This window comes from Longimicrobium sp. (genome assembly GCF_036554565.1).
Classification (GTDB): Bacteria; Gemmatimonadota; Gemmatimonadetes; order Longimicrobiales; family Longimicrobiaceae; genus Longimicrobium.
Genome location: NZ_DATBNB010000402.1, coordinates 1 through 7266, shown reverse-complemented (window position 1 = coordinate 7266; position 7266 = coordinate 1). Strand labels below are relative to the sequence as shown.

Here is a 7266-nt window from a genome sequence, read left to right as displayed (position 1 = left end):
CTCATCCACACCAGCAGCGCCAGCAGCCCGCCCGTCAGCAGCACGCGAAAGAGCAGCTCTTCGTAGATGCCGGCGCCCAGCGACAGGACGATGCCGTCCAGCAGCGGCAGCGTGGTGAGCGCCCCGTCCGCCGCCAGCCGCACGAACCCGCCCAGGAGAAAGTGGGTCGCCGTGGCGATCAGCCCGCCGAAAAGCAGGGCGTAGACGGCGCTTTCCGCCAGCATGCCGCCGAAGTACGAACGCCGCAACGGCACCCGTGTCTTGCGCCGCTCCAGGGCGACGAGCACGGCCGCGCCCAGCGCCAGCGCGGCGGTGAACGCCAGCGTTCCCTGCACGCCGCCCGCCGCCAGCATGGTGCGCAGCAGCACGTCGGCGCCGTTGCGCATTCCCGTGCCGCCACGGTCCGCGATCAGCACGGTGCCCAGCTCGTACAGCACCAGCAGCGGCAGCGCAAAGAGCAGCGAGTAGGTGTGCGAGCGGGTGGTTCGGAGATAGGTGCTCATGATTCAGCGCCGCTTCTGGCCTGTCGATTGCGAAAACCGCGTCGTGAGGACGGCGCCCGTATTCGCTGTAACGTACGATGCGCCTCGCAAGTTTCCGGGACACGGAGGGTGGATGGCTGGCGATCGGCGGCGGGCGGCGCGGCGCATGGGGGCGGTGGTGATGGTGTGGGCGGCATCCGGGATGGGTGCCTGTGCCCTGCTGGGTGGCGGCGAGCCCGCCGAAACGCCGGCGCAGCTCACCGAGCGAACCGGCCGCGAGGCGGCCATCGTGCGCGAGGTGCAGGCGAGGATGGCGGCGGAGCCTTCCATCGACGCCGCGGCCATCCGCCCCGTGGTGGTGGGGACGGAGGTTCACCTGCACGGCTCCGTCCGCGGCTTCGGCGCGCTGCAGTGCGCGCGCGCCAACGCCGAGATGGTGCCGGGCGTTACGCTGGTGATCGACTTCCTGGTCCTGCAGCCCGGGCCCGCGCGGGTGGCCTGCATCTTCCCGCGGGTTGCCGGCAGCCGCGCGGCCGGGTCCTGAATATCGAGATGGATCCGCTCCCGCGGTAGCTCCCGGCTCCGCCGGCCGTCCTCCGGATTGCTCCATGTCCTCACCCCTGCGCCGCCTGCTGGACCGCGTGAAGAGGCGCCACCCGGCGCTCTACTGGCGCACGCGCAACGCCGGAGCGCTCGCCGCCTGGTACGCCGACCGCGCGCGCCCGGCCTCCGAATCGCCGTACGACGACCGGTTCTGGAATGGCGCGGAGGTGGGAGACTGGGACGGGTTCGCGCGCGCCATCCTCCACCACTTTCCGGTCCGTTCCGTGCTGGACGTGGGATGCGGCGGGGGGCGGCTGCTGGAGGCGCTGCGCACGGCCGATCCCACCCTCCGCCTGAAGGGGGTGGACGCCTCCGCTCCCGCGCTGGAGCGGGCGCGGCGCCGTGGCCTGGACGTGCAGCCGCTGGACCTCGTCCGCCTGCGCGCGGGGGACGTCGCCTCCGCCGCCCAGGCGCTGGGGGACTTCGATCTCGTCGTCTGTCTGGAAGTGGCGGAGCACTTTCCCGCCTGGCACGCGCCCAAGCTGCTCGAACTGCTGACGCACTTTCCGCGAATCGTCTTTTCCGCCGCGCATCCGCTGCAGGGCGGCGTCCTGCACGTCAACGAGCAGCCCGCCGAGTACTGGATCCGCCGCTTCGCCGAGCGCGGCTTTCCGCTCTCCGCGCGCGACGGGGAGCTTCGCGCCGACGTGGCCGCGCTGGACCTGCCGCCCTGGTACGCCGCCAACATCCACGCTTTCGCCCGGATCGTCGCGTGAGCGCGGACGAGGCCCGCGTCCCGCCTCCCTCCCGCCTGGCCGTCGGCGTGTGCACCCGCGACCGGCCCGATGCGCTGGTGCGGTGCATCCGATCGCTGGGCGCTCTCGGCGAGCTGCAGGGCGACGTGATCGTGATGGACGACGGCTCGCGCGTGCCCGTGGAGCCGGCGCTGCGAGAGGCGCTGGGGAGCGGCGCGCCGCAGGGGCTGCGCGTCCTGCGCAACGAGACGAGCCGCAGCCTGGCCGCGGGGCGGAACACAATCGCCCGCGCCACCGCCGCGCCCTACGTGCTGAACCTGGACGACGACGCGGCCATCGTGGACCCGCAGGCCATCCGCGCCGCCGTCGCCGTCCTCGACGCCGATCCCCACGTGGGCGCCGTGGCGCTGGCGCAGGGCGACGAGCAGGGGCGCGCCTGGCCGCCGCACGCGCAGCCCGCGCCGGTGACCGTCCGCTCGCAGGTGGCCACCTTCATCGGCTACGGGCACCTGCTGAGGCGGGAGGCGCTCCTCGGCGTGGGCGGCTTTCGCGAGGCGCTGGGCATCAACGGCGAAGAGAAGGAGCTTTCCATCCGCCTGCTGGACGCGGGGTGGCGGGTGGTGTACCTGCCGGATGCGGTGGTGGCCCACGTGGCCGACCAGACCGGGCGCGACAAGCGTCGCTACCTGCACCAGACGGTAAGGAACGACGTTCTCGGCGCCTTGTACACGCTCCCCTTTCCCCTGATGCTGGGCGGCGCGATGGTGCGGCTGCGGCGCTACTTCCACATGCGGAAAGGGTGGGAGATCGACGACCCGGAGGGCTTTCCCGGCGTCCTTCGCCAGCTGGCGCCCGGCGCGCGCGAGGCGCTGGGGGCGCGCACGCCGGTGAAGTGGTCCACCGTGCGCGAGTGGCGGCGGCTGACGCAGGAACCCGTGCCGTACCACGGCCCGGACGATTGACGCGGACGATCGCCGTCGCGCGATAAGCCCGGAGCCGTTAGCTTGGGGGCCGTCCGCCGCGAGAAATGGAGGAGCTGTGCCCCGCCGTTCACCCCCACGAGATCGCCGAGCTACCCGAGCCAAGCGCCCCGGAACGCGGCGTACGTTGCCGTCCCTGCGGCCCAGGGGCGCGCGTCCCTGGCTGGTGCTCGGTTTCGTCGCGCTCATGGCGCTGTTGCCGCCCGTCCGCGCGGTGGCGGCCCGCGCATGGGGCGTGGTGGGCGCGGCGCTGGCGGCCTCGCGCGCGGCGGAGGGGCGCGAGCGGCAGGTGGCCGAGTATGCGCGCCGCTACGGAATATCAACCGAGCTGGCGAGCGAAATCGAGAGCGCCGCCCGCGCCGAGGGGCTGGACACCGAGTTGGCCTTTCGCCTGGTCCGCGTGGAAAGCGCGTTCCGCGAGCAGGCGGAGAGCCCCGTGGGCGCGCTGGGGCTTACGCAGGTGATGCCGGCCACGGCGAACGAGCTGAAGCCGGGGATCAGCCGCGCCGAGCTGCTGGAGCGGCGCACCAACCTGCGCCTGGGCTTCCGCTACCTCAAGCAGCTGCTGGCGGTGTATGACGGCGACCAGGAAGAGGCGCTGACGGCGTACAACCGCGGCATGGGCACGGTGCGGCGCATCCGCTCCGCCGGGGGCGACCCCGCCAACGGCTACGCCGACCTGGTGCTGGGCGCGCGGGGCGGATCGCCCGTGAACCTGGTGCGCCACGACTCCGCCCCCGCGCCCGCCGCGCCGCTGCACGAAACCGCTCCCACGCGGCTCCCCTCCGGCTTCTGATTCACCCACGGCGAAACATTTGCCGTACTCCCGGCGAACGTGCACGCCGGTAGGGTGTACGGGGGCGTTGCACGGCGGGCGGGGCGTGGGCATCTTGTTGCCCGGCCCTGATTTTGCCTCCCGCCCCGGGGCTTTCGTCCCCTTCCTTTCATCGCAGTCCAAGCAGCAGGATCAGCATGCAACAGCGCCCGGTCATCGGCATTCCCACGCAGACGCTCCAGTCCATCGACCGCATTCCGGAAGACCTTCCGGCGTCGTGGGTGATGAACCAGCGCTACTTCCTGGCGTGCACCTCGGTGGGGGCCATTCCCTGGATGGTGCCGCTGCTGGAGAACGATCCCGAGACGCTGCGCGGCATCTACGACCACCTGGACGGCATCTTCATCGCCGGCGGCGTGGACGTTGACCCCACCTCGTACGGCGCCGAGCGCCACGAGCTGTGCGGGCGCACCGACCTGGCGCGTGACTACGTGGAATTGATGTTCGCCCGGTGGGCGCTGGACGACGGCAAGCCGGTGATGGGCGTGTGCCGCGGCCAGCAGGTGATCAACGTGGCGGCGGGCGGCACGCTGGTGCAGGACTGCGGCGAGCTGTTCCCCGGCGCGCTCAAGCACGACTACTTCCCCGGCGCGGGATGGGCGCGCGACTACCTGGCGCATGACATCCGCATCGCCCCGGGGTCGCGGCTGCACACGGCGTTCGGCGTTGAGCAGGCGATGGTGAACTCCATGCACCACCAGTCGGTGGACCGCCTGGGCGAGGGGCTGGTGGCCACGGCCTGGGCGACGGACGGCATGGTCGAGGCGCTGGAGGGCACGCGCGAGGGGCAGTTCCTGGTGGGGGTGCAGTGGCACCCGGAAATGCTGATCGACACGCACGAGGGAACGCGCAACCTCTTCGTGGCCTTCATCGAGGCCGCCAACCAGTTCCACGACGCCAAGTCGCTCGCCTACGCCTGAGTCCTGTGGCGAGGGATGGACACGAAGGCCCCGGCTCCGAAAGAGCCGGGGCCTTTTTGCGCTCTGGCCCTCGTAGGTTCCCCGCTGTACTGTGTGTCAGAGTTGCCCCCGCATCCGCGTTGAGCATCAAGGGGACCCCGCGTCCCATCCGTCCCACACACCGGCACACGTCCGAATGCGAGCCATCCACCGGCCCGTCCTGTTCCTTGCCGCCCTGCTGGCGGGGCTGGCCGCGCCCGCCCAGGCGCAGCGTCGCACGGAGATTCCGCCGCTGCACGTCCGGCCGATCCAGACGATGCCCGACACGGTGGTGCCCGACAGCAGCGGGTTGCGCTTTCGCCTGAGCCCCGCGCCCCTGCGTGCGCCGGAGCGCGAGGCGCCCGCCCCCGCGCTGATGCTGCCGCGGGCCGACGCGGAGCGCATCCTGGCCCGGCTGGAGCCGCTGCCCTCCGTGGCCGCGGCGGAGCGGTTCGCCTTTCCCGCGGCCACGCTGCCGCCTCCCCGCACGGGGCGCACGGTGCTGGCGGGCTTTCCCCCGCCGGACAGCGCCAGGCCGGAGCGCCCGTCCGCGGGACCGGCGCGCGTGCCGCTGACGGTGGTGCGCGCCGCGCCCGAGGGGCAGGTGGAGCGGGGCGCGGAGGTGACCGTCACCTTTTCGCAGCCGATGGTGCCGCTCTCCACCGTCAGCACGGTGGAAAGCCGTGAGGTGCCGGTGCGCATCAGCCCGCGGCTTTCGGGGAGCTGGCGCTGGCTGGACGTGCGCACCGTGGTGTTCACCCCCGAGGGCCGGGTGCCGTTCGCCACGGAGTACACGGTCACCGTCCCCGCGGGCACCCGCTCCGCGACCGGCGGCGTGCTGGCGGAAGAGGTGCGGTGGACCTTCCGCACCCCCGAGCTGACCGGCATCGGAGCGTGGCCGTGGGGCGACCACGTGCGGCCCGATCCCGTGTTCCTCATCCACTTCAACCAGCAGATTTCGCCGGCCGCGCTGCTTCCCTTCATCCGGCTGACGGCGGGCGGTTCCGAGCGGGCCGTCCAACTGGCCTCCGCGGAGGAAATCCAGCGCGATTCCGTTGCCCGCGCCTTCGCGGCGCAGGCGGAGGCCGGCACCTGGATCGCCTTCCGCGCCACGCAGCCGCTGCCCCTGAACACCGGGATCGACGTGCAGGTACGCGCCGGGGCGCCCTCGGCCGAGGGGCCGCTTCGCACGCAGGCCGTGCAGGGCTGGCGCTTCCGCACCTATGCGCCGCTGGGCCTGGGGGCCGTTGCCTGCGGATACGGGGAGGACGACTGCCGGCCCGGCACGCCGTGGCGCATGGAGTTCAACAACCCGCTGGATACGGCCGGAGGGCCCGCGGAGTGGGTGCGGGTGGTACCCGCGCTGCCGGGGATGCGGGTGACCGCGTCGGGGAACGAGCTGTGGATCACGGGCGCCGCCACGCCCAACACCCGCTACACCATCCACGTCTCCCGCGCGGTTCGCGACCAGTTCGGCCAGACGCTGGGCCGCGACCTGACGCGCACCGTTCGCGTGGGGCCGCCCGCGCCGGGGTTCATCGGCTTTTCCGAGCCCATGATGGTCCTGGACGCCTCGGGGCCGCGCACCGTCTCGGTGTTCACCCATGACATCGCCCGGGTGCGGCTGCGGATGCACCGCGTGCGGCCGGAGGACTGGCCCGCGTTCCGGGCGCGGGATCCCGAAAAGTCCCCGTTGCCCGGCACACCCGTCGTGGACCGCTGGCTTCGCGCCGACCCCGCACCCGGCGCCATGACCGAGCACGTGATCGATGCCGACGAGGTGCTTCGCGGCGAGACGGGCCACGTGGTGGTGTCGGTGGAGCCGGCGGGGGAACGGCCCTCCGCGGCGTGGCTGCAGGTGACTGGCGTGGGCGTGGCCGCCTTCGCCGACCGCGACAGCGTGCTGGTGTGGGCCACCGCCCTTCGCGACGGCAGCCCCATCGCCGGGGCGGAGGTGCGCATGCTCCCCAGGGGCTCCACCGGGGTGACCCGTGCGGACGGGCTGGCCACGCTCCCCCTTCCGGGCGCGGAGCCGCGCGGCGAGCGGGACCGCTTCCTGGTCGTCGGCCGGCCGGGCGACCAGGCCATCCTCGTTGGGCAGGGGCGCGGCGGCTGGCTGCGCCTGGTTCGCCAGGAAACGCCGCAGCAGCTGCTGTGGTACGGCATCACCGACCGCAACCTGTACCGGCCCGGCGAAGAGGTTCGCTTCAAGGGCTGGGTGCGCCGCTTCACCCGGAGCGAAACGGGCGGGCTGTCGTTCGTGGGCCAGGGGCCGGGCGTCACCTGGCGGGCGATGGACCCGCAGGGCGCAGAGCTCGCGAAGGGCACGGCGCGGCTCACGGAGTTCGGCGGCTTCGACGGGGCGTTCACCCTTCCCGCGGGCGCCAACCTGGGCGGCGCCTCCATCATGGTGGAAGCGGAGGGCGGGGGCGGGCACCCCATCGGCTTCCAGGTGCAGGAGTTCCGCCGCCCGGAGTTCGAGGTGGCGGTGGACGCCGATCCGGGTCCGCACGTGATCGGCGGCTCGGCCCAGGTGTCGGTGCGCGCCTCGTACTTCGCGGGCGGCGGGCTTCCCGGGGCCGAGGTCCACTGGCGGGTGCAGAGCGAGCCGGGCTTCTACACGCCTCCGGGGTGGGCGGAGTGGCGGTTCGGAACGGAGGATGACGTACCCCAGGAGAACCGCGAGCTGTCGGGCGAGACGGACGCACAGGGGCGCCACGGCATCCGGCTGGA

At 72.9% G+C, this 7266-nt stretch carries 6 protein-coding genes and 1 pseudogene; 6 read left to right on the top strand and 1 reads right to left on the bottom strand.

What is annotated here, in order from left to right:
* Window positions 1–503 (bottom strand): annotated as a pseudogene (locus VIB55_RS11140) (CPBP family intramembrane glutamate endopeptidase); the annotation flags it as partial.
* Between the two features lie 112 nt (window positions 504–615).
* On the opposite strand from VIB55_RS11140, the gene VIB55_RS11135 reads away from it, so the two are divergent.
* The 6 genes from VIB55_RS11135 to VIB55_RS11110 all read left to right on the top strand — a co-directional run.
* Complete coding sequence (locus VIB55_RS11135; protein ID WP_331876734.1) at window positions 616–1026, top strand: BON domain-containing protein; 411 nt, start codon at window positions 616–618, stop codon at window positions 1024–1026.
* Window positions 1027–1090: 64 nt separating this feature from the next.
* Window positions 1091–1801, top strand: coding sequence for a class I SAM-dependent methyltransferase (locus tag VIB55_RS11130; RefSeq protein ID WP_331876733.1), 711 nt, complete (start codon window positions 1091–1093; stop codon window positions 1799–1801).
* Window positions 1798–2742 (top strand): glycosyltransferase family 2 protein, encoded by a 945-nt coding sequence (locus tag VIB55_RS11125; protein ID WP_331876732.1) that lies wholly within the window; start codon window positions 1798–1800, stop codon window positions 2740–2742. Before VIB55_RS11130 ends, VIB55_RS11125 begins: the two co-directional genes overlap by 4 nt.
* 184 nt (window positions 2743–2926) lie before the next feature.
* Window positions 2927–3556: a transglycosylase SLT domain-containing protein gene (locus tag VIB55_RS11120; protein ID WP_331876731.1), complete on the top strand. Its 630-nt coding sequence runs from the start codon at window positions 2927–2929 to the stop codon at window positions 3554–3556.
* Window positions 3557–3732: 176 nt separating this feature from the next.
* Window positions 3733–4515 carry a gamma-glutamyl-gamma-aminobutyrate hydrolase family protein gene (locus VIB55_RS11115; protein WP_331876730.1) on the top strand — a complete coding sequence of 261 codons (783 nt, stop codon included), beginning with the start codon at window positions 3733–3735 and terminating at the stop codon, window positions 4513–4515.
* Between the two features lie 175 nt (window positions 4516–4690).
* Window positions 4691–7266: Ig-like domain-containing alpha-2-macroglobulin family protein (locus VIB55_RS11110; RefSeq protein WP_331876729.1), on the top strand; the 2576-nt coding region annotated here is incomplete at its 3' end.